Origin of the sequence: Flavobacterium piscinae (genome assembly GCF_004122145.1) — a bacterium.
GTDB lineage: Bacteria > Bacteroidota > Bacteroidia > Flavobacteriales > Flavobacteriaceae > Flavobacterium > Flavobacterium piscinae.
Map to the genome: position 1 here is coordinate 162,955 of NZ_SBKQ01000006.1, position 20,854 is coordinate 183,808.

General features: G+C 33.6%; 22 protein-coding genes. 15 read left to right on the top strand and 7 right to left on the bottom strand.

The genetic code is table 11. The features are described from left to right. Positions 1–2: 2 nt before the first annotated feature. From EQG68_RS07385 to EQG68_RS07415, 7 genes are all read left to right on the top strand, one after another. Positions 3–464 carry a type I restriction enzyme HsdR N-terminal domain-containing protein gene (locus tag EQG68_RS07385; protein ID WP_129464170.1) on the top strand — a complete coding sequence of 154 codons (462 nt, stop codon included), beginning with the start codon at positions 3–5 and terminating at the stop codon, positions 462–464. Continuing rightward, entirely contained in the window at positions 461–1,456 is a 996-nt protein-coding gene (locus EQG68_RS07390) for a glycosyltransferase family 2 protein (RefSeq protein ID WP_129464171.1), read from the top strand. Before EQG68_RS07385 ends, EQG68_RS07390 begins: the two co-directional genes overlap by 4 nt. A gap of 75 nt (positions 1,457–1,531) precedes the next feature. Then, positions 1,532–2,368 carry an OmpA/MotB family protein gene (locus EQG68_RS07395; protein WP_129464172.1) on the top strand — a complete coding sequence of 279 codons (837 nt, stop codon included), beginning with the start codon at positions 1,532–1,534 and terminating at the stop codon, positions 2,366–2,368. A gap of 143 nt (positions 2,369–2,511) precedes the next feature. Beyond that, complete coding sequence (locus tag EQG68_RS07400; RefSeq protein ID WP_129464173.1) at positions 2,512–3,573, top strand: GyrI-like domain-containing protein; 1,062 nt, start codon at positions 2,512–2,514, stop codon at positions 3,571–3,573. Between the two features lie 70 nt (positions 3,574–3,643). Then, on the top strand, positions 3,644–4,186 hold the full coding sequence (locus EQG68_RS07405) for an RNA polymerase sigma factor (RefSeq protein ID WP_129464174.1): 543 nt from the start codon (positions 3,644–3,646) through the stop codon (positions 4,184–4,186). A 30-nt stretch (positions 4,187–4,216) separates the two neighbouring features. Continuing rightward, on the top strand, positions 4,217–4,630 hold the full coding sequence (locus EQG68_RS07410; RefSeq protein ID WP_129464175.1) for a hypothetical protein: 414 nt from the start codon (positions 4,217–4,219) through the stop codon (positions 4,628–4,630). Positions 4,631–4,640: 10 nt separating this feature from the next. Beyond that, positions 4,641–5,093 carry a sensor of ECF-type sigma factor gene (locus EQG68_RS07415; protein ID WP_129464176.1) on the top strand — a complete coding sequence of 151 codons (453 nt, stop codon included), beginning with the start codon at positions 4,641–4,643 and terminating at the stop codon, positions 5,091–5,093. Here EQG68_RS07415 and EQG68_RS07420 read toward each other — a convergent pair. Next, the gene (locus EQG68_RS07420; RefSeq protein ID WP_129464177.1) at positions 5,090–6,154 is read right to left on the bottom strand and encodes a sialidase family protein; all 1,065 of its coding nucleotides are present in this window, start codon (positions 6,152–6,154) and stop codon (positions 5,090–5,092) included. The two genes, EQG68_RS07415 and EQG68_RS07420, sit on opposite strands and share 4 nt — an antisense overlap. Positions 6,155–6,314: 160 nt before the next feature. Between EQG68_RS07420 and EQG68_RS07425 the strand changes: the two genes are divergently transcribed. Continuing rightward, positions 6,315–7,601: a hypothetical protein gene (locus EQG68_RS07425; RefSeq protein WP_129464178.1), complete on the top strand. Its 1,287-nt coding sequence runs from the start codon at positions 6,315–6,317 to the stop codon at positions 7,599–7,601. Positions 7,602–7,670: 69 nt separating this feature from the next. Here EQG68_RS07425 and EQG68_RS07430 read toward each other — a convergent pair whose 3' ends face one another. After that, a complete protein-coding gene (locus tag EQG68_RS07430) occupies positions 7,671–8,711 on the bottom strand; it encodes an RluA family pseudouridine synthase (RefSeq protein WP_129464179.1) in 1,041 nt (346 codons plus the stop codon). After that, positions 8,704–9,318, bottom strand: a complete 615-nt coding sequence (locus tag EQG68_RS07435; protein WP_129464180.1) for a PASTA domain-containing protein — start codon at positions 9,316–9,318, stop codon at positions 8,704–8,706. Before EQG68_RS07435 ends, EQG68_RS07430 begins: the two co-directional genes overlap by 8 nt. Positions 9,319–9,422: 104 nt before the next feature. On the opposite strand from EQG68_RS07435, the gene EQG68_RS07440 reads away from it, so the two are divergent. Genes EQG68_RS07440 through EQG68_RS07455 form a run of 4 tightly spaced genes read left to right on the top strand, consistent with a single transcriptional unit; the run spans position 9,423 to position 13,204 of the window. Next, positions 9,423–10,394 carry a D-alanine--D-alanine ligase gene (locus EQG68_RS07440; protein ID WP_129464181.1) on the top strand — a complete coding sequence of 324 codons (972 nt, stop codon included), beginning with the start codon at positions 9,423–9,425 and terminating at the stop codon, positions 10,392–10,394. A gap of 4 nt (positions 10,395–10,398) precedes the next feature. After that, a complete protein-coding gene (locus EQG68_RS07445) occupies positions 10,399–11,010 on the top strand; it encodes a zinc-ribbon domain-containing protein (protein ID WP_129464182.1) in 612 nt (203 codons plus the stop codon). A 2-nt stretch (positions 11,011–11,012) separates the two neighbouring features. Beyond that, positions 11,013–11,468, top strand: coding sequence for a pantetheine-phosphate adenylyltransferase (gene coaD / locus EQG68_RS07450; RefSeq protein ID WP_129464183.1), 456 nt, complete (start codon positions 11,013–11,015; stop codon positions 11,466–11,468). A 5-nt stretch (positions 11,469–11,473) separates the two neighbouring features. Further along, positions 11,474–13,204 carry a M14 family metallopeptidase gene (locus EQG68_RS07455; RefSeq protein ID WP_129464184.1) on the top strand — a complete coding sequence of 577 codons (1,731 nt, stop codon included), beginning with the start codon at positions 11,474–11,476 and terminating at the stop codon, positions 13,202–13,204. On the opposite strand, the gene EQG68_RS07460 is transcribed toward EQG68_RS07455, so the two are convergent. After that, on the bottom strand, positions 13,205–13,801 hold the full coding sequence (locus EQG68_RS07460; RefSeq protein WP_129464185.1) for an NUDIX hydrolase: 597 nt from the start codon (positions 13,799–13,801) through the stop codon (positions 13,205–13,207). A 7-nt stretch (positions 13,802–13,808) separates the two neighbouring features. Here EQG68_RS07460 and pyrE point away from each other — a divergent pair, with 7 nt between their 5' ends. From pyrE to EQG68_RS07475, 3 genes are all read left to right on the top strand, one after another. Further along, positions 13,809–14,456 carry an orotate phosphoribosyltransferase gene (gene pyrE, locus EQG68_RS07465; RefSeq protein WP_129464186.1) on the top strand — a complete coding sequence of 216 codons (648 nt, stop codon included), beginning with the start codon at positions 13,809–13,811 and terminating at the stop codon, positions 14,454–14,456. 72 nt (positions 14,457–14,528) lie between these two features. Next, positions 14,529–14,921: an SRPBCC family protein gene (locus EQG68_RS07470; RefSeq protein WP_129464187.1), complete on the top strand. Its 393-nt coding sequence runs from the start codon at positions 14,529–14,531 to the stop codon at positions 14,919–14,921. Between the two features lie 71 nt (positions 14,922–14,992). Then, positions 14,993–16,348: a M28 family peptidase gene (locus EQG68_RS07475; protein WP_129464188.1), complete on the top strand. Its 1,356-nt coding sequence runs from the start codon at positions 14,993–14,995 to the stop codon at positions 16,346–16,348. Here EQG68_RS07475 and EQG68_RS07480 read toward each other — a convergent pair. The 3 genes from EQG68_RS07480 to EQG68_RS07490 form a co-directional block, all read right to left on the bottom strand. Beyond that, on the bottom strand, positions 16,345–19,350 hold the full coding sequence (locus EQG68_RS07480) for a glycoside hydrolase family 3 N-terminal domain-containing protein (RefSeq protein ID WP_129464189.1): 3,006 nt from the start codon (positions 19,348–19,350) through the stop codon (positions 16,345–16,347). The genes EQG68_RS07475 and EQG68_RS07480 overlap by 4 nt on opposite strands. A 126-nt stretch (positions 19,351–19,476) precedes the next feature. Further along, a complete protein-coding gene (locus EQG68_RS07485) occupies positions 19,477–19,959 on the bottom strand; it encodes an ABC transporter ATPase (RefSeq protein WP_129464190.1) in 483 nt (160 codons plus the stop codon). A gap of 95 nt (positions 19,960–20,054) precedes the next feature. Next, a complete protein-coding gene (locus EQG68_RS07490; protein WP_129464191.1) occupies positions 20,055–20,846 on the bottom strand; it encodes a (Fe-S)-binding protein in 792 nt (263 codons plus the stop codon). Positions 20,847–20,854: the final 8 nt, after the last annotated feature.

Consider the following 20,854-nt stretch of genomic DNA (forward strand, 5'->3'; position numbering starts at 1 on the left):
GTATGCAAAAACTGAATTTTCCCGACTATTCCTTTCGCTTCAAAAATAGTGAAAATAACTTGTTGGTTTTTGATGAAATCAGGAAAAAATTTGTGGTACTCACTCCGGAAGAATGGGTACGCATTCACGTAGTGCAATTTTTAATGGTCGATAAAAACTACCCTAAATCATTGATTAATGTAGAAAAAGTGATTAAAATTAATGGTTTAACTAAGCGTTATGATGTTGTTGTTTTTCAACCAAATGGAACTGTTTTTTTAGTAGTAGAATGTAAACAACCGAACGTAGCCATTTCACAAACCGTTTTTGATCAAATTGCCCGTTATAACTTGACTTTAAAAGCCAATTATTTAATGGTTACCAACGGATTGAATCACTATTTTTGTCAAATGGATTTGGAAAAGGAAAGTTATTTGTTTTTGAAAGATATTCCTAGTTATAACGCAATAACAAAATCATCTTGAAAAAAATCGCAGTAGTCATTTTAAATTGGAACGGAGCTAAACTTTTGAAAGAGTTTTTGCCTTCGGTGGTTAAGTATTCGCAAGAAGGAACGGTTTATTTGATTGACAATGCTTCTACAGATGATTCAATAATGGTTTTGAAGCAAGAATTTCCGTCTGTTAAAATCATTCAAAACAAAGAGAATTATGGATTTGCACAAGGTTATAATGAAGGATTACAAAACATTGAAGAAGAAATTTTTTGTTTAGTCAACTCCGATATTGCAGTAACCGAAAATTGGCTCACTCCTATTCTATCCCTTTTTGAAAGTCATCCAAATACGGCGATTGTTCAACCTAAAATTCTAGATTACAAAAAGAAAACCCATTTCGAATATGCCGGAGCCGGTGGAGGTTTTATTGATAAATTTGGTTATCCTTATTGTCGAGGACGCATTTTTGATACGATTGAAGAAGACAAAGGACAATACAACGACACTCGACAAATATTTTGGGCCTCCGGAGCCTGTTTTTTTATCCGAAAAGATGTGTTTCAAGAATTAAAGGGTTTTGATGCCGATTTTTTTGCCCATCAAGAAGAAATCGATTTGTGTTGGCGGAGCTTTACCTTGAATTACGATACTTTTTATTGTGGTCAATCGACGGTTTATCACTTGGGAGGAGGAACTTTATCGAATGCTAATCCAAGGAAAACCTTTTTAAATTTTAGGAATTCATTATTGATGCTAACAAAGAATTTACCGTCAAATAAATTATTTTTCATAGTTGTCGGAAGAATGATTTTAGATGGCATTGCAGGCATTCAATTTATATCGAAGGGAAAGTACAAACACACTATTTCGATAATTAAAGCCCATTTTTCATTTTACGGCTTGTTAATTAAAACCATACGAAAACGAAAAGTGAAAGTCAAGAGTAGCTATTACCATACTACAAGTATTGTTTACAACTATTTTGTAAAAAAATGCACGCTATTTGTGGATAAATTTTAACATTAGTTTATCTATTAAAATGTAATTCTATTCACAGAATGACATTAATTTTGTAAAAAATAAAAAATCATAATTATGAGAAAAGTAGTTTTATTACTATCTATTGTTGCCTTAACCTTAGGCTCTTGTGGCACCAAAAAGAAAATAGCAGAATTGGAGGCAAAAAACAAAGAATGTCAAGATTTACTGAACACTGCAACTTCAAAATTAAACTTGTGTTTAAGTGAAAAAGAATTACTTACCAATCAAGTTAATGATTTGAAGAAAAACAATTCGGATTTAATCAACAACATGGGTAATTTAACAACGCTAACCGCCAAAGGAGCAGAGAATCTTGAAAAATCATTAGAAAGTTTAAAAGAAAAAGATTTAAAAATTTCGCGTTTGCAAGATGCCTTGACGAAAAAAGACAGTGTTACGTTGGCCTTAGTAACAAGTTTAAAAGGGGCTGTTGGGATTTCTGACCCGGATATTGAAATTAATGTTGATAAAGGTGTTGTGATGATTTCAATCGCCGATAAATTGCTTTTTAAATCAGGTAGTTATGAAATAAGCGATCGTGCCAAAGAAATTTTAGGTAAAGTGGCTAAAGTTGTAAAAGACAAACCCGATTTTGAATGTATGGTAGAAAGTCATACAGACAACGTTCCGTATAAAAATGGTGTGCTTGTTGATAACTGGGATTTGAGTGTGAAACGTGCTACCGCTGTAGTTCGAGTGCTTACTAACACGCACAAAGTAAATCCGCGTCAGCTTATTGCAGCCGGAAGAAGCGAATACCTTCCATTGGTTGAAAACAATACGGTTGAAAACAGAGCCGCTAATCGCAGAACAAGAATAATTGTAATGCCAAAAATCGATCAGTTTTATGACATGATTGAAAAAGAAATGAAAAAACAAACCGGAAAATAATTTTCAAAAGGTATCCCCATTATAAAACGTCACAATTTTCGTGGCGTTTTTTTTTGCTTTTTTTTTTGCAAAAATTTCCTCTTTGTTAAAACAAGAATTAATTTCCTACCTTTACATCGTTATTTAAATAGCATCCATTCGCAATGAAAATATTAAAGTATATTTTACTATTAATTTTGTTGATTTTAATTGCTTTTACGGTTTATTTGTCAACCCAAAACGGTTTATTTTCAGTTACCAAAAGTAAAGTAATTAACATTGAAAAATCGGCTCTTTTTCAATATGTAAATGATTATCAAAATTGGGAATCATTTTGTGGATTAGATGAAGAGGAATTGAAAATTAGTTACCCCAAAAGCACCATTGGTGTGGGTGGATCATTTAGTTGGACAGGGAAAGATGGAGAAGGTTCTGTAAAAACTATTTATTTAAAAGAAAACGACAGTATTGCTCAGAAAGTGAATTGGAATGGAGAATCAGGAGATGCTTACATTACCTTTAAAGATACCATTGGAGGAACCAAAGTTACAATGAATTCTAGTGGAGAATTAGATTTCATGGGAAAATTACAGTCCTTATTTTACGGTGGATTTGAAAAAAAATTAAGTACCGATTTTGAAAACAAACTGGCTTCATTAGATAAAGTACTTCGTAAAGAAATTTCAACTTATTCAATAGATTTAAATGGAATTGTTGAAGTATTACCTCAAATTTACTTAAAGCGAAAAGGTGAAAGTAAGGTTACTGATTTTTATAGTGTTCTTCAAAAATCGTTGCCTTTGCTTCATAATTTTGTAACAGAAAATAACATCAAAACCAACAACCAAAAGTTTGTCATTTTTGATACTTACGATGTAGCAAAAAACAAAACGGTGTTTTCTATTGCCACACCGTTAAAAGAAATTATTTATACCACTCCAGAAAGTGAATTTACAGTGGATAGTATTCCATCACACCAAGCGTTAAAAATAGTTTTAAAAGGCGATTATTCACACAGTAAAGAAGCATGGGATAAAGGTTTTGATTTCCTCAAAAAAAACAATTTAGACCAAAATTTTGACGGTGCTTTTCGTGAAGTGTATGTGAAAAACAGAGCCGATGTTAAGCAACCTTCGCAATGGTTAACCGAAATTTATATACCGATTAAGCAACAAACAAATCAAGTGATTTCTCCATCACTAGTAAACGCTACTCCTATTGAATAGCTAAGAATTATATTTTTAAAAAACTATTAAACCTTTTTGTACATTCACAGTCTAATCGATAAACACGGTTGTGCAAGACGAAAAAGCTTTTATAGAAGCGTTATTAAATCCCAAAACGCAGCGAAATGCCTTTCAGCAGTTGGTATCTCAATACCAGCGACCTTTGTATTCACATATTCGTAATTTGGTTTTAAATCACGATGATGCCGATGATGTTTTACAAAATACTTTTGTCAAAGTTTTTAGAAACTTAAACGCATTTAAAGGAGAAAGTAAGCTGTTTTCGTGGATGTACCGCATTGCAACCAATGAATCGCTCACTTTTTTGCAACAAAAATCAAAACGATTTCAAACGACCAGCGAAGAATATTTGCAACAACAAACCGAAAAAATCCAAGCCGATGAATATTTTGATGGTGATGAAATTCAATTAAAACTGCAAAAAGCAATTGCTCGACTACCGGAAAAACAACAACTCGTGTTTAAAATGAAATATTTTGAAGAATTAAAATATGAAGAAATATCAGAAATTTTAGGTACATCAGTTGGAGGATTGAAAGCTTCCTACCACATTGCAGTAAAAAAAATTGAAGAATATTTAAACGTTGATTAAACCATTGCAAATTTTTAAAGTCAAACAAGTATGAATCCAATAGATTTACATAAACAACCAAAAATTAAATCGGGCTTTAAAGTTCCCGAAAGTTATTTTGAAGAACTCGAATCCAGAATTTCAGCTCAATTAGCTATCGAAGAGCCGAAAGTAATTCAATTGAATCCCAATCGAAAATATTGGTTTTCTGCTATTGCTGCTGTTGTTGTTTTGGCAGTCAGTATTCCTTTATATCAAAACTGGAAAGTAAATTCAACAACTCTGGATGATGAATCTATAGAACAGTATTTAAGCTATCATCCAACTATTTATACGGAAGATATCATTAGTCATTTAGACGAATCCGATTTAATTTCTTTGCAAGAGCAACAATCATTAGAAACGGAAACCATTGAAAAATATTTACTTGAAAACAAAACCATTGAACAATATCTTATCGATTAAAAAGAATACCATGAAAAAAAGTACCATTTATACACTATTTATTTGTTTGATTTTTACATCAACAGGTTTTGCACAAGGTGGCAAAAGAGATAAAGTAAAAGCTTTAAAAACTGCTTTTATTACAAATGAATTAAGTTTAACTTCTCAAGAAGCTGAAAAGTTTTGGCCGATTTATAACGCTTTTGAAGACAAGCAATTTGAATTACGTCACGAAAAAATGAAGTCCTATATGAAACGTATGGATGCTGATTTGGATTCAATGTCTGAAAAAGAAGCAGCTGTTTTACTTTCTCAATTGGAAAGTGTTGAAGAAGAAACACATCAATTGAGAAAAAAATTGGTGGCTGATTTAAAGAATGTAATCAGCTCGCATAAAATAATTAAACTCAAAAAAGCTGAAGAAGATTTTAATCGAAATCTTTTGAAACAATACCGTGAAAACCGTTCGTCTAAAAGAAATTAATTTGACGTAAATTTAATTTTGACAATCTTATTATTTCCGGCTGCAATGGCGTTTCGCTCATTGATAAAACGAATGGTATGAAAATCTTTTATATTACTGATTTTTTTCCAAAAATTACCACTGTCATTAGAAAAGTAAATACCTTGCGGACCAACACTCACCGTTAAAAGTCCACCGGATTCAGGAACAAATTGGATACAAGAAGTATAACCAAATCCATCACCGTCTGAAATCAAAGCCCAGGATTGTCCACTGTTAATGGTTAGGGCTTTATTTTTAGAATTTTCATCTTGATTTTCATAATCACCACCGGCAATAATTCCAATAGTATCGTTGTAAAAATCAGCTGTAAAAATTCCGGCCATTGGTTTTCCTTGGTTTATGGGAGTATTATACACTGTCCACGTTTTTCCTTTGTCTTTTGAAAAGAAAATCCTTGCTTTTGAACCTCCGGTTACAATCCAGGCATTATTCCCTTTTACAACCAAACTCGAATTACTGGCAGCAAAACCGGCTTCTCCTTGTTCTATTTTTGGTAAATCTCTACACGGTATTTTTGACCAAGTTTTTCCGGCATCTCTGGTAATCACAATTGAAAGACAACCATTTTGAGGATCCCCCATGGCGATTCCTTCATAATCATTCCAAAATTGAATTCCGTTGTAAAAAGCATTCGGATGTTTATCTTCAAAAACTTTAGTTACCAAATTATCTGTTTTAGAAACCTGATAAATAACAGCCGGTTTTTCAGTACTAATCATAAAAATAGAAGTACTGTTTTTGGCTATTCCTCTAAAATGAGGATTTATTGTATCACACGTGATTTGACCAATATAGTTTTTTGATTTATCAAACTTGCAATACCCATAAGTCCCTTTATCGGTTGCATACCAAACCCTGTCTTTTTCCAACGTAATGGCACGTACACTCATGGAATCTGATAGCAGGGTATCAATTTCTACTCCGGTAAACGGAGCACGTAAGTTCGTGATTGGTTTTTTTTCAACATCCTTACAAGATATTAATAGGATTAACAGTAGAAATTCACAAACTTTACGCATTTTGTTAAAAATTTATGCAAATATAAAAACAAATATGAGTTTAACAAATATGATATTACAAAATATTCTTATAAAAAAATCATTCAAAAACTATTGGCACAGAAATTGTATTGTTATAAATGTATAGTTAATATACGATCAACTTTTAATACGTTAGATTATGAAAACTACATTATTTACCCTTTGCTTTTTGTTTGTCGGGATGACAAGCAGTATTGCCCAAGATAGAACAACTGTGCGAGCAAATTCTATTGATATCAGTGATAATTTAGATTTAAGAGCAGTTGCTCACATTTTTGGAGAAGCTGCCGATTTAGAAGATTTTGAAAGAAGATTGAATGACCCGTCCAATCCAATTTCTAATTTGGACCTTAACAATGATAATCAAGTGGATTATTTGCGAGTAATTGAAGTGGTTGAAAACGGAACCCACTTAATCATAGTTCAATCCGTTTTAGGAAGAGATGTATTTCAGGATGTAGCTACTGTTGAAGTTGAAAGAGACAGAAACAATAATGTACAAGTTCAAGTAGTGGGTGATGTATTTATGTATGGTACAAATTATATTTATGAACCGATTTATATACATAGACCAATTCTATTTAATTCATTCTGGGTTAACACCTATCGTCCGTATTGCTCACCATGGTTTTGGGGATATTATCCTACCTATTATTATGCTTGGAATCCTTGGCCAATTTTTAGATACCGAAATCATGTTAATGTTTTTGTAAACGTAAATAACACCTGTCATTATGTGAATTACAGAAGAAGTTCAAGAGCAATTGCGATGCACCAAACCCGAAGAGCTAATTCTTATGAAGTGCAATACCCTACTCGTTCGTTCTCTACAAGAAATAGAGGTATCAATAATCGACATGAATTAACGCAAACCAGAGCCACGAGAAGTCAAAACTTTACAGCTGATGCTTCTGATAGAAATATAAGAAATAACCAATTTTCTGAAACTTCCTATACTGGAACAAGAAATAATGGAGTACGTTCTTATACATCGCAAAGCACGCCAAGAACAAGAGCAAATAGTTCAACACGTTCAGAAGATATGGCCATTAACACACCCAGAATTTCTGATAGAACGCCAAAAAGCAACACAAGAAGTTCTGGATTTAGTTCAAACAGTTCATTAACTAATGAGAATTCTAACCCACGAGTGAGAAATAATTCTTCGACTGAAAGTGCTGTATTTTCTAATCCGAGAAATACACCAAGAACTAATAGTAATAGTTTTGAAAATTCTGCTAGTGTTCCAAAAGTAAGATCTACTCCTAGAGTTAATTCTAACTCAATGAGTATCCCTAGAAGTTCAGCACCAAAAGTAGAATCAACGCCACGTTCTTCGAGTCAAATGAGTGCACCAAGAAAAAGTTCTTCAAGATCTGAGCGTTCTTCATCTCGTGAGTCGTCTAGTTCTTTCAGAAGAGGATAAACGGATTATAATAGTATAAAACAAAAGCAGCAAAATCAAATATGAGATTGCTGCTTTTTTTACTTATTACTATTCTTCTTCAAATGTATTTGATTTGGAATAATTTCTCCATTTTTCAATACAATCTACCATATCTTGCGGAATTTCAGAATCAAAACGCATGAATTCTTTGGTAGTGGGATGCTCAAAACCCAATGTTTTGGCATGTAGAGCTTGTCGAGGTAAAATTTTAAAACAATTTTCTACAAACTGTTTGTATTTTGTAAAAGTTGTTCCTTTCAGAATCTGATGTCCTCCATAGCGTTCATCATTAAACAACGGATGACCAATGTGCTTCATGTGTGTACGAATCTGATGCGTTCTACCAGTTTCCAACTTACAGGAAATCAGCGTAACATATCCAAATCTTTCTAACACTTTGTAATGCGTTACGGCAGGTTTTCCAAAAGCATCACTATCATAAACAGCCATTTGCATTCGGTCTTTTTGATGTCTTCCGATATAACCACCAATGGTACCTTCCTCTTCCACTAAATTTCCCCAAACTAATGCAATGTATTCACGCTCAGAAGTTTTATCTGCAAATTGTTTTGCTAAATAAGCCATAGCATGATCTGTTTTAGCAACAACTAAAAGACCGGAAGTATTTTTATCAATTCGATGAACTAACCCTGGGCGTTCGGAACTATTCATTGGTAAATTTTCAAAATGAAAAGCCAAAGCATTTACCAATGTTCCGCTATAGTTTCCGTGACCAGGATGAACCACCATTCCGGCTTCTTTATTTACAATTAATAATTGGTCATCCTCGTAGACGATTGAAATAGGAATGTTTTCAGGCTCCAACAAATATTCATAAGGTGGATGTGCCATTAAATACCGAACTACATCAAACGGTTTTACTTTGTAGTTTGATTTTACCGGAACATCATTTACTAAAATATTTCCTGCTGTAGCTGCTTGTTGGATTTTATTTCGTGTAGTATTTTCAACAACTTGCATTAGGTATTTATCAATCCGAACCATCGATTGACCTTTGGGCACATCAAAACGATGATGTTCAAATAATTCGTCGTCAGATTCTAATTCTACAGTTGGTAAGTTATTCATTCGTGTTTTCAAAGTCTTGTTGTTTCAAAAGACTATCTATTTCTGTTTCATCAAAAGCTACTTTTCCATCCCCTAAAACTAAATCGATTTTTGATGTCTTCATAATTTTGGTACCCGGTTTCACAGGTGCTCCATTGTATTTCATCTCTAAAACCATATCTTTTCCCAAATACGGTTTGTAAGTGATCGTTCCAACTTCTAATCCAATCGAATTTAGCGTCGGTTCGGCTTGGCGATACGTTTTTTCAATCAGGTCAGGCAAACTCACAAAAGCAAATCCATCTGCATTTATTTTTATATAAACTTTGCGATTGGCTTTTACTTTTGATCCCGGTTTTGGATCTTGTTCAACCACTCCATACTTAGGAAAGTCTTTTTTAAAATCCACTGTATCCAATAAAACATATTCCAAATCTAAACTTTCCAATTTTTCTTCCGCTTGTTCCACGCTCAATTTACTGAGATTTGGTACCGTAATTTCTGCTCCATGATTAGTAATAAATGAAAGCATATTAAAAAAAATAAAAGCTAAGACTGCTACAATTCCAAAAGCAGCCAAAACTTGTCGAAAAAAGACTTTACTAGTGAGGTATTTTCTTAAACTCATTCTATTTTATTTGTTGCAAAGATATAAAATAATAAACCGTTTTTTCTTTCGATAAATAAATGATAATTTTGTTTAACATTAACCTAACTAACAAACGCAATTCAATGAAAAATGTTGCCATCATCATGGGTGGGTATTCCAGTGAATATCAAATTTCGCTCACTAGCGGCGGCGTGGTTTACTCCAATTTGGATAAATCAAAATACACTGCCTACAAAGTTCACATTTTCAAAGAAAAATGGGTTTATGTAGATGATTCAGGTGCTGAATTCCCAATCAATAAAAATGATTTTTCGGTTGTTGTCAGCGGGAAAACAATAACATTTGATGTAGTTTTCAATGCCATCCACGGTACCCCCGGTGAAGACGGCTTAATGCAAGCCTATTTTGAATTATTAGGAATTCCACAAACCAGTTGTGATTATTATCAATCGGCTTTAACCTTTAACAAAAGAGATTTATTGTCGGTTTTAAAGCCATATGGAATCAAAACGGCAACATCCTACTATTTAAATTGGGGCGATGTGATTGATGCGGATCTAATTATCAAAACCGTAAGTTTACCTTGTTTTGTAAAACCCAATAAATCCGGTTCCAGTTTTGGTATATCAAAAGTAAAAACCAAAGATGAATTACTTCCTGCTATTGAAAATGCATATAAAGAGGATAATGAAATCATTATCGAAAGCTTTTTAGATGGTGTAGAAGTTTCAGTTGGAGTGATTAATTATAAAGGAAAAGTAACCGTTCTTCCCATCACAGAAATTGTTTCAGAAAATGATTTTTTTGATTATGAAGCCAAATATTTGGGAAAATCGAAAGAAATCACACCGGCTAGAATTACTGATGATGTACACGCAAGAGTTTCTGCTACAGCAAAAAAAGCATACGAAATTTTAAAAATGAAAGGATTTTCAAGAAGTGAATTCATCATCGTAAACAACGAACCGTATATGCTGGAAATGAATACTGTTCCCGGGTTGACAACTGAAAGTATTTTGCCACAACAAGCACGCCAAGCAGGAATTTCTTTGTCAGAACTATTTAGTAATGCTATTGATTTAGCTTTAAATTAAATCAATGATTATTTTTGGAACAAAAGAAAAAATAATAAAACAAAGTTTACTTTCAAACGTGACTTGTAGTGAGTGTAAAGAACAAGTTTCTATGACATATACTATAGAATCGAAGTATTTTCATTTTTATTGGATTCCCTTTTTCCCGTATAAAAAACTTACACAGGTATATTGTAACGAATGCGATTCAGTTTTTAAAAAGAAACAATTCTCTGAAAATATAAAAATTAAATTACAACGAGAAAATGAATTACATCCGGCTCATCACAAAGTTTGGATGTTTTCAGGTTTAATTATTTTGGCAATACTTATTCCTTGGGCATTTTTGCAATCGGCGAATGCAGATAAAATAAAAGACAATTATATTAATAATCCAAAAGTGGGCGATGTCTATTTTTTAAATTGTATTCCTTCAAAATATACCACTATGAAAATTGCAGCGGTTGAAAAAGATTCTGTCTATTTTATTCTTAACGACACAGCCGTTTCTAGGTTTAAAAAAGTGTTTTTTATTACTGATGATCGATATTATTCTGATAAAATAAAATCGTATTCAAAAAAAGAATTAGTAGATTTATATCGAAAAGACAGTATTTATACAATAGATCGAGATTAATTATGAAAAAAGCAATATTTCCCGGTTCGTTTGATCCCATTACGTTAGGTCATTTTGATATCATCAAACGCGGTGTTTCACTGTTTGATGAAATTGTGGTTGCTATTGGCGTAAATGCCGAAAAAAAATACATGTTTTCATTGGATGAACGAAAAAAATTTATTGAAGAAGCTTTTAAAGATGAACCAAAGGTTCGCGTAATTACCTACGAAGGTTTAACCATTGATTTATGCCAAAAAGAAAAAGCCAATTTTATATTGCGTGGACTACGAAATCCTGCCGATTTTGAATTTGAAAAAGCCATCGCTCATACCAACCGACGATTATCAAAAATTGAGACGGTTTTCTTATTGACAGCTTCTAAAACATCTTACATCAGTTCGAGTATTGTTCGTGACGTGATTAGAAACGGCGGTGATTACACTGTTTTGGTGCCTGATTCCGTTAAAGTTAACTAAATTAAATGAAAAAAAATCTACTTATTGGCCTACTCATAATAAGCTTATTTTCTGCTTATGGACAGCAAAACAAATGGCTTACACCCTATGAAAAAGGAAACATGAATCAAACATCAACCTACCAAGAAGCTATAGATTTTTATGCTGCTTTAGATAAGCAGTTCGAAACAGTTAAAATGACTGAAATGGGTCAAACCGATTCAGGTGAACCGCTCTATTTACTGATTTTTAATCCTGATAAAGATTTTGACTTAAATAAAAAACAATCTAAAGCAGTTTTACTCATCAATAACAACATACATCCCGGTGAACCCGACGGTGTAGATGCATCAATGCAACTTTTTCGAGATTTAGTTTTGCAAAAAATTCCAATACCCAAAAACACAATTGTGGCCATGATTCCATTTTATAATGTCGGCGGAACATTGAACAGAAATTCTTTTTCAAGAGCCAATCAAAATGGACCTGAATCTTATGGTTTTCGTGGAAACAGTAGAAATTTCGATTTGAATCGTGATTTTATCAAATCGGATACGAAAAATGCACGAAGTTTTGCCGAAATTTTTCATCTCGTAAATCCTGATGTTTTTATTGATAATCATGTGAGTAATGGTGCCGATTATCAATATGTTTTTACATACATTCAAACCCAACATCAAAAATTAGGAAATGATATTGGGAATTATTTGAAGAATGAAATGACTCCAAAAATTAGAAAACAATTACTCAAAAAGAAAATTGAAAGCATCCCTTACGTAACAGTGTATGGAGCAACACCAGAAAAAGGTTTCACACAAATGATGGACTTGCCAAGGTATTCTACCGGTTATGCATCGTTATTCCACACTATAGGTTACATGCCCGAAACACATATGTTAAAAAAATATGAAGACCGTGTAAAAGTAACCTACGAATTCATGTTGGAAACAATTTTGCATACTGATGCTAATTATTTGAAAATAAAAGATTTAAGAATTAAAAATCAATATCAATTTAAACCAAAATCGCTATATACTTTACAATGGAAAATTGATAGTACAAAGGTGGACCAAATTGAGTTTTTAGGTTTTGAATCGGGTTATAAAAAAAGTGATATTTCCGGAAAAGAACGTCTTTTTTACGACCAAAATAAGCCGTTTAAAAAGCAAATTCCATATTACCAGTTCTATAAACCGCATAAACATGTTGAAATTCCAACCGCCTACCTCATTCCAAAATCATGGTGGAATGTGATTGATTTATTAAAATTGAACAAAGTGGAAATGATTCAATTGAAAAAAGACACATTGATAGAAGTGGAAAAATATAAAATTGCTGATTACAAAACAGGTACTTCCGCTTATGAGGGGCATTATCAACACTTTAATACTACTGTTCATAAGTCAATTGAAATAATAGCCTTTAAAAAAGGAGATTTTTTTATTCCAACCCAACAATTTGCCGTAAAATATCTATTGGAAACACTCGAACCTGAAGCACCTGATTCGTTTTTTAATTGGAATTTTTTTGATGCTATATTACAACAAAAAGAAGGCTATTCGGCTTATGTATTTGAAGACTTAGCCGCTGAAATATTAAAAAATAACCCAATATTAAAAGAACAATTTGAAAAGAAAAAAGCGGAAGAAAAATCGTTTTCAGAGAATGGCTCAGCTCAATTGGATTGGATTTATAAAAACTCACAATACTATGAATCGTCTCACCTCACCTATCCGGTTTATAGGGTTTTGAATTAATTAAACCGTTTCTTTTTCAAACAATAGTTTAATATTTTCATAGGAATTGGTCAAACAAGTTGGAATATCTTGTTGTTTGATCCATTCCACCTTTTCGATTCCTTCGTCTAATTGAGCAACCATTTTTCCTGAAAAAGCAGTTTTCATTTCAAACCAATGGGTGATTTTTAATTTATATCGCCCGTTACGCTTAAAGATATGATAGGTTTTAGATAATTTTCGGGTAATTTTTAAACCTTTTACACCGGTTTCTTCCTCTACTTCGCGAAGGGCGGTGTCTTCAATTTCTTCGCCTTTTTCTATTCCACCTTTTGGCAAATCCCATTTTTTATTTCGATAAATAAATAAAACTTCGTTTTTTTCATTGTAAACCAAGCCACCACCTGCTTTTTCTACCGGAATTTTAGATTTAAGTTTTTTTAGAATTTCCTTTTCATCCGGGTGATATAAAAATGCTTTGTCCACTTTATTTTTAAAGATTTTTATAATAAGTTGCTTGATATCAACGCTGTCCAATAAAAACAATTGAAAATCTGTTTCTTTTTGAATTTGATTTGTCAAAAAAAGTGGCTTGTCGTTCACAAAAACTTTATACATTTGTACTATGATTTTTAATAAAGATACAGCTAAAAAAACGGCCGAATTGCTTTTACAAATAAACGCAATTAAATTAAATCCAAAAAATCCTTTTTCATGGGCTTCAGGATGGAAATCGCCAATTTATTGTGATAATCGGGTAACACTCTCATTTCCACCGATTCGAAATTATATTCGGGAAGAATTTTCCAAACACATTGAAAAAGAATTTGGCAAACCCGATGTGATTGCCGGCGTAGCTACGGGTGCAATTGGCATTGGCATGCTTGTTGCAGAATATATGGGACTTCCTTTTGTGTATGTTCGCCCAGAACCCAAAAAACACGGTCGTCAAAACCAAGTGGAAGGCTTTTTGCAAAAAGGTCAAAATGTAGTGGTGGTTGAAGATTTAATTAGTACCGGAAACAGTAGTTTACTTGCTGTTGAGGCTCTCAAAGAGGCCGGAGCAAATGTGAAAGGCATGGTCGCTATTTTTACTTATGGTTTTGACATCTCCGTAGAGAATTTTAAAAAAGCCAATGTAACACTGCACACGCTTTCTAATTATGACAATTTATTGGAATTGGCCGTTGCAAAAAAATACATTACCGAAGATGAACAACACACCTTACAAGAGTGGCGTGTGAGTCCCTCTACTTGGGGTGTGGAAGTTTAGTTTTGAAAATTGAAAAAATAGATATAATCAGCTCTCGGACAACCGACAACTGACAACCGATAAAAGAAAAAAATGAATTTAGAAAGTCCAAAAGTTACTGTAGAAAAATCAGCTACTTATTTATTTGAATCATTGACTGATGTTCGCAATTTTGAAAAATTAATGCCGGACAGCATTGCCAAATTTGAAGTAACCGGGGAAGATTCGTTTATTTTCGGACTAAAAGGAATGCCGGAAATTAAATTAAAGATGAAAGAAAAAAACGCTCCAAGCCAAGTGGTTTTGGGAGCTGCTTCAGACAAATTACCTTTTACTTTAACCGGAAATATTAATTCATTATCCGATAATAGTTCAGAAGTTCAATTGGTTTTTAATGGCGAATTCAACCCCATGATGGCGATGATGATTAAAGGTCCAATTTCAAAATTTATTGAAACTTTGGCTGCAAATATGCACAAACTATAACAAAATCAATTCTATTTATTCAGTCCTTATCTTTTTAAAATAGCATATTTTGTATCTTTGAAAGAAAAGATATGAAATATTCTCTTCTTACGATACTTTTATTATTTTCTATCGAAACATTCGCACAAACCGACAGTCGGATTTATGATATCATAGAGGCAGTTTCTTCAAAACGATTAGAAAATGACATTACAACACTTGCTAATTTTGGTACTCGAAATACTTTTAGTGATACTCTTTCAAACACAAGAGGAATTGGAGCTGCCCGTCGTTGGATAAAATCAGAATTTGAAACTATTTCCAAACAATGTAAAAACTGTTTAGAGGTTTTTTATCAAAAAGATTATGTGACTACCAATGTGGGAGAACGTGTGCCCAAAGACAGTTGGATCGTGAACGTAGTGGCAATTCAAAAAGGCACGAAATATCCCAACCGTTATATTATTATGACTGGCGATATTGATTCTAGAAATTCAGATACAATGGATTATGAAGGCGATGCCCCCGGTGCAAACGACAATGCAACCGGAATGGCTGGAACGATTGAAGCCGCTCGGGTTTTATCAAAATATACCTTTGAAAACAGCATCGTTTATTTGGGATTGTCCGGTGAAGAACAAGGTTTGTTTGGCGGAAAAGGTTTTGCCGAGTTTGCTAAGAAAAACAATTGGGAAATTATTGGAGTGTTAAACAATGATATGATTGGTAACATTGAAGGTGTAGATGGTGTGATTGATAACCGAAGTTTCAGAATTTTTTCAGAACCGACACCACCAAATGAAACCGAAAAGCAAAGAAATCAGCGTCGGTTTTACGGTGGTGAAGTCGATGGTATTTCTCGTCAATTGGCTCGCTATACGCATCAACAAATTCTTACGTATATGCCGGAAATGAATCCCATGATGATTTATCGATTAGACCGATTTGGTCGTGGTGGACATCATCGTCCGTTTAATGATTTGGGATATGCCGGCATTCGAATTATGGAAGCTCACGAAAATTACAACCGTCAACATCAAAATTTAAGAACCGAAAATGGCATTGGTTATGGCGATGTATTAGCAGGTGTCAATTTTGATTATGTTGCCAAGTTAACGGCTGTGAACGCTGTAGTTTTGGCAAATTTAGCTTGGTCTCCACCACCGCCAACAAACGTACTGATTGGAGGAATTGTAGAAGCGAACACCAAATTACGTTGGGAAAAGTCAACTGATGAAACCATTTCAGGGTATAAAATTTATTGGCGAAATACCACCTCTCCACAATGGGAATTTAGTCGCTTTGTGGGTAATGTTGACAATTTCGAATTAAAAGGAATTGTGATTGACAATTTTTATTTTGGGGTTGCTTCGGTTGGAAAAGACGGACATGAAAGTGTAATCGTTTTTCCAAGTGATATTATTCGAAAAACATTTAGAACCAATTAATTTTCAGGAAGTATTGCATCATAAATCACTTGCTGAATATCCTCCCGAATATTGTTTTGGGATAATAAATTTTTATCCGCGTTGGGATACGTTCGGTTGGATAGAAAGATGTAAACCAATTCTTTATCAGGATCTGCCCAAGCCATTGTACCCGTAAATCCGGTATGTCCAAAACTAGTCATCGAAGCACATCCACAGGTTGGACCTGACTTTCCAAGTTGCGGCTTATCAAACCCAATTCCGCGTCGATTTCCTTCCGGACAATAATAACATGTATTAAAAATATCAAACGTTTCCGATGAAAAAAATTGCTGACCACCATAATTTCCTTTTTGAAGAAAAAGCTGCATGATTTTGGCCATATCCAATGCGTTAGAAAAAATACCGGCATGACCTCCTACTCCACCTTCCATTGCAGCCGTCATATCGTGAACATATCCTTGAATGGTTTGATAGCGAAAATAAGCATCTTCTTCTGAAGGAGGAATAATACTCATATCCACCTTTTTTAATGGGTTATAAAGCGTGTTAGTAGCTCCCATTTTTATATAAAAATTCTTTTCGCTCAATTCGTCTAAGGTTTTTCCGGTAGAATTTTCAATAAAATGTTTGAGTATGATAAAAGTAAAATCACTGTATTTATATTCTTTTCTGGGCAATAACTTACTCGTGGCGATAGCAGACAGAATCGAGTCTTGGTAATCTTTCCTTAAGTATAAATTTTCAGCCACTTGAAAAGGGAAATCTTCGCTGTATAATTTTCTATAATACTTCTCAGAAGGTTTTTTTTCTTCATTTAAGGTTCCTTTATAAAATGGAATCCAAGCTTGCAAACGGGCATAATGTGAGAGTAAATCTTTAAAAATAATATTCTCCTTATCTGTTCCTTTAAAAATTGGTAACATATCACCTAATTTTGTCTCTAAAGTAACCTTTTTAACGTCATATAGTTGCATCACATTGGGTAAAGTAGAAACTATTTTTGTCAAAGAAGCGACGTCATAAATATCCGAATTTTTAACCATAACCTGGTTATCATACGTATGAAATCCAAATGCTTTTTGATAGATTACTTTTCCTTTTCGGGCTACTACTATTTGTCCACCCGGAGTCATTTTTTCCCCAATTGCCTTTTGCATAATTGCATCAATTCGTTGAAGTACCAATTCATCTACACCAACATTATGAGGATGTGTAAACCCTAATCGATTGATTTTTTCAGTTGTTAAACCATGGTTTACTTTAAACTCTTCGTTTATGGAAACAGGTAGTTTTCCTTTCGCTTGAATTGCACCAAAAATAAGTTCCGCGACGGCAATTTGAGCCATTTCATTATTTTGATACCCCACAATTACACCATCAATATCTTCAAAACTAGGAATTGCACTCAATGCATAAGGTTTAACAAAACAAGATAAGATCACTTTTTTGCGTTTAGCAATTTCATTTATTTTTTGGATTTCTTCTGAGGATAAATCATGTTTTTTCCATGCTCCATCCGCTTTGTGATAACTGATGATAACTTTGCTATAATCGCTTAAATCTGTTAAAAGCGAATCTAAATTTGAGTTTGAAATTTCAGTAACTTCAGCATAATTCTTTAACATTTCTAAAAAAACACCATTGGAATCATCACCTAATTTAACATAGGCAATTTTATCTTTTTCCAAATTTTTAATCGGAATAATTGAGGCTTTGTTACGAACAACTGTTACGATATTTTCATATAATCTGTTTTGCAAAGCGACCATTTCGGGGGGATTCATAGTGGTTGCAATGCTTTGAATATCAATTGGTTTGTACTTATTTAAACCCGCTTTGTATTTAAATTGTAAAATCTTTTTCACTGAATATGCCAATCGTTCTTCCGAAATTAATTGTTGGTCGTAGGCTTCTTTTATTTTTTGAATGGCAACCGGAACATTTTCCGGAAAAAGCAAAATGTCGTTTCCGGCTTGGAAAGCAGCTAAGTCAATGTCACCGGGACTTTTAAAATTACTAGCTCCTTTCATATTAAGAGCATCAGTAAAAATCAAACCTTTAAAGTTTAACTCATTTTTAAGCAAATCAGTCACTATAACATTTGAAATGGAAGAAGGAAAACCTTTCCGCGATTCAAAACTTGGCACTTCTAAATGAGCAACCATGACACTGGCTAATCCTTTATTAATCAGTTTTTTATAGGGATATAATTCCACATCACGAATATGCTCTTGCGAAAAATCAATGACCGGTAAAGTATAATGTGAATCACTTGAAGTTGCACCATGACCGGGAAAATGTTTTCCAGTCGCAAAGACGCCATTACTTTGTAAACCGTTCATTAATGCCATTGCTCGCTCGGTCACTTTTTCTTTATCTTCCCCAAAAGAGCGATTGCCAATAATAGGATTTTTTGGATTGGTATTAATATCCAAAACAGGAGCAAAATTAAAATGTATTCCTAGTTTTTTTGATTGAAGAGCCATTTGCTTTCCGGCTTCTTCAATTAATTTCAAATCTTGAATAGCACCAAGCGTCATATTCCATGGAAAACGGTTGACTGAATCAAGACGCATACTTAATCCCCATTCAGCATCAATACCAATAAACAAAGGAGTTTTTGTGCGTTCTTGAAAACGATTGGTCATTTGTGCTTGACGAACGGGTCCGCCTTGAAAGAAAATCAAACCGCCAATCTTTTGTTCGTCAATTAATTTATCTAAGGATTTAATGTGAGCCGAATCTTTATTGGAATAGGCTGCCACCATAAAAAGTTGTCCGATTCGTTCTTCAACTGTCATTGAATTATATACGCTATCTACCCATTTTTTTTCAATGGAGGTAACTGTTACATAATCAAAAGGAAGGTTTTCTGCATTTTTTTTTGTTAATTCATTAGTTTGAACAGTATTTAACTCAAGATTAGCATCAGATTTTTGTCTGACTTTATTTGTTGCACAATTCAGTACAATAATGAGGATAAGTAATAGCGGAATAATTTGAACAAATCTGGATTTCATAAAAATGAGTTTCACTTTTACTATCAATCAAATTTAATGCCTTGTTGCAAAGTTCAGCTTCAAAACAGGCTAAAATCAATAGAAAAAATTAAAGTAAAGGAAATTTTGATAATAAATCAAGTTTTTTTAAAAGAAACGGCTGTGCCAGCTGTCTTCTGCCGGAACTTCCCAACTTTCTTTCCATTCTTCAATGGTATTGACAAGATTGTTGAAAACGATTGTATTGGGTGAAACCGCTTTTTCTTTCGCCATTCTTTTAAAATCAATAAGCGATTTGTGCGTGAGAAATTCACCTTGTTTATAGGTTACATTCATTTTATCCAACAAATCAACCTTGTATTTTTGTTCTAATGATTGAATAAATTCAACCGATTTATCAATGGAACAACCCGTAGCTTGTTGTACTTCTTGATTCACCGCGATGATGATAAAACGATTGTATTTTGTAATGAAAGAGGCTTCTAATGAAGTTCCGTGAGCAGCCCAATCTTCTATAAAATTTTTTAAATCACTTTCAATATCAGCTATTTCAGCATCTGAAAATTTTCGGTTGGACTGATAAATCCAAATTCTGGATTCTTCGGGAAGATTATCAAAAGGTATATACATTTTATTTTAAGTATAGGGTAATGGGTAAAAAGTGAAGGTTATTATTAATTGTTTTGTTGAAAACTATTCCAATTACCTTTTACCCATTACCAATATTATAAATCTTGAGCGTTTGCAATTAATTCTGCCACATCCATGACTTTTATTGACGCTTCTTTTTCTTTATTTTTTACGCCATCCGTCATCATCGTATTGCAAAATGGACAACCGGCCGCAATAATATCCGGTTTTGTTTCTAGGGCATCTTCTGTGCGTTCGATGTTAACTTCCTTGTTGCCGGGTTCGGCATCTTTGAACATTTGTGCTCCACCAGCCCCACAACATAAACCATTGGCACGAGAACGCTTCATTTCAACCAATTCTACCTCTAACTTTTGAATTAAATCACGAGGGGCTTCGTATACGTTGTTTGCTCTCCCCAAATAGCAAGGATCGTGAAAAGTAATCCGTTTTCCTTTAAATTGACCGCCTTCAATTGTCAGACGACCATCATCCAATAATGATTTTAAAAATTGAGTATGATGCATCACTTCATACAAACCGCCTAACTCCGGATATTCATTTTTAATGGTATTGAAACAATGCGGACAAGCGGTTACAATCTTTTTCACTTCATACGCATTCATTACCTGAATATTCATCATGGCTTGCATTTGAAATAAAAATTCGTTCCCTGCTCTTTTGGCCGGATCTCCGGTACAACTTTCTTCGGTGCCTAAAACGGCAAAAGGTACATTGGCACGATTTAGAATCTTGACGAAAGCTTTCGTAATTTTTTTTGCTCGGTCATCAAAGCTACCGGCACATCCTACCCAAAATAAAACTTCGGGTTGCTTGCCTTGAGCCATCATTTCTGCCATGGTTGGCACTGTTAGATTTTCTGCCATATTTTTAA